At 53.8% G+C, this 1605-nt stretch carries 1 rRNA gene; it reads left to right on the forward strand.

Features of this window, described 5'->3' with window-relative positions:
* Positions 1-40: 40 nt before the first annotated feature.
* Positions 41-1580 (forward strand): 16S ribosomal RNA (locus tag CWM54_RS27805).
* The last annotated feature ends 25 nt before the right edge of the window (positions 1581-1605 follow it).

Here is a 1605-nt window from a genome sequence, read left to right on the forward strand (position 1 = left end):
CGTAATTCATTACGAAGTTTAATTCACGAGCATCAAACTTAAATTGAAGAGTTTGATCATGGCTCAGATTGAACGCTGGCGGCAGGCCTAACACATGCAAGTCGAGCGGTAGCACAGAGAGCTTGCTCTCGGGTGACGAGCGGCGGACGGGTGAGTAATGTCTGGGAAACTGCCTGATGGAGGGGGATAACTACTGGAAACGGTAGCTAATACCGCATAACGTCGCAAGACCAAAGTGGGGGACCTTCGGGCCTCATGCCATCAGATGTGCCCAGATGGGATTAGCTAGTAGGTGGGGTAACGGCTCACCTAGGCGACGATCCCTAGCTGGTCTGAGAGGATGACCAGCCACACTGGAACTGAGACACGGTCCAGACTCCTACGGGAGGCAGCAGTGGGGAATATTGCACAATGGGCGCAAGCCTGATGCAGCCATGCCGCGTGTGTGAAGAAGGCCTTCGGGTTGTAAAGCACTTTCAGCGGGGAGGAAGGCGATAAGGTTAATAACCTTGTCGATTGACGTTACCCGCAGAAGAAGCACCGGCTAACTCCGTGCCAGCAGCCGCGGTAATACGGAGGGTGCAAGCGTTAATCGGAATTACTGGGCGTAAAGCGCACGCAGGCGGTCTGTCAAGTCGGATGTGAAATCCCCGGGCTCAACCTGGGAACTGCATTCGAAACTGGCAGGCTAGAGTCTTGTAGAGGGGGGTAGAATTCCAGGTGTAGCGGTGAAATGCGTAGAGATCTGGAGGAATACCGGTGGCGAAGGCGGCCCCCTGGACAAAGACTGACGCTCAGGTGCGAAAGCGTGGGGAGCAAACAGGATTAGATACCCTGGTAGTCCACGCTGTAAACGATGTCGATTTGGAGGTTGTGCCCTTGAGGCGTGGCTTCCGGAGCTAACGCGTTAAATCGACCGCCTGGGGAGTACGGCCGCAAGGTTAAAACTCAAATGAATTGACGGGGGCCCGCACAAGCGGTGGAGCATGTGGTTTAATTCGATGCAACGCGAAGAACCTTACCTGGTCTTGACATCCACAGAACTTAGCAGAGATGCTTTGGTGCCTTCGGGAACTGTGAGACAGGTGCTGCATGGCTGTCGTCAGCTCGTGTTGTGAAATGTTGGGTTAAGTCCCGCAACGAGCGCAACCCTTATCCTTTGTTGCCAGCGGTCCGGCCGGGAACTCAAAGGAGACTGCCAGTGATAAACTGGAGGAAGGTGGGGATGACGTCAAGTCATCATGGCCCTTACGACCAGGGCTACACACGTGCTACAATGGCATATACAAAGAGAAGCGACCTCGCGAGAGCAAGCGGACCTCATAAAGTATGTCGTAGTCCGGATTGGAGTCTGCAACTCGACTCCATGAAGTCGGAATCGCTAGTAATCGTAGATCAGAATGCTACGGTGAATACGTTCCCGGGCCTTGTACACACCGCCCGTCACACCATGGGAGTGGGTTGCAAAAGAAGTAGGTAGCTTAACCTTCGGGAGGGCGCTTACCACTTTGTGATTCATGACTGGGGTGAAGTCGTAACAAGGTAACCGTAGGGGAACCTGCGGTTGGATCACCTCCTTACCTTAAAGAACCTGCCTTTGTAGTG

Source organism: Klebsiella sp. D-Nf1 (assembly GCF_002810515.1).
Lineage (GTDB): Bacteria > Pseudomonadota > Gammaproteobacteria > Enterobacterales > Enterobacteriaceae > Klebsiella > Klebsiella variicola.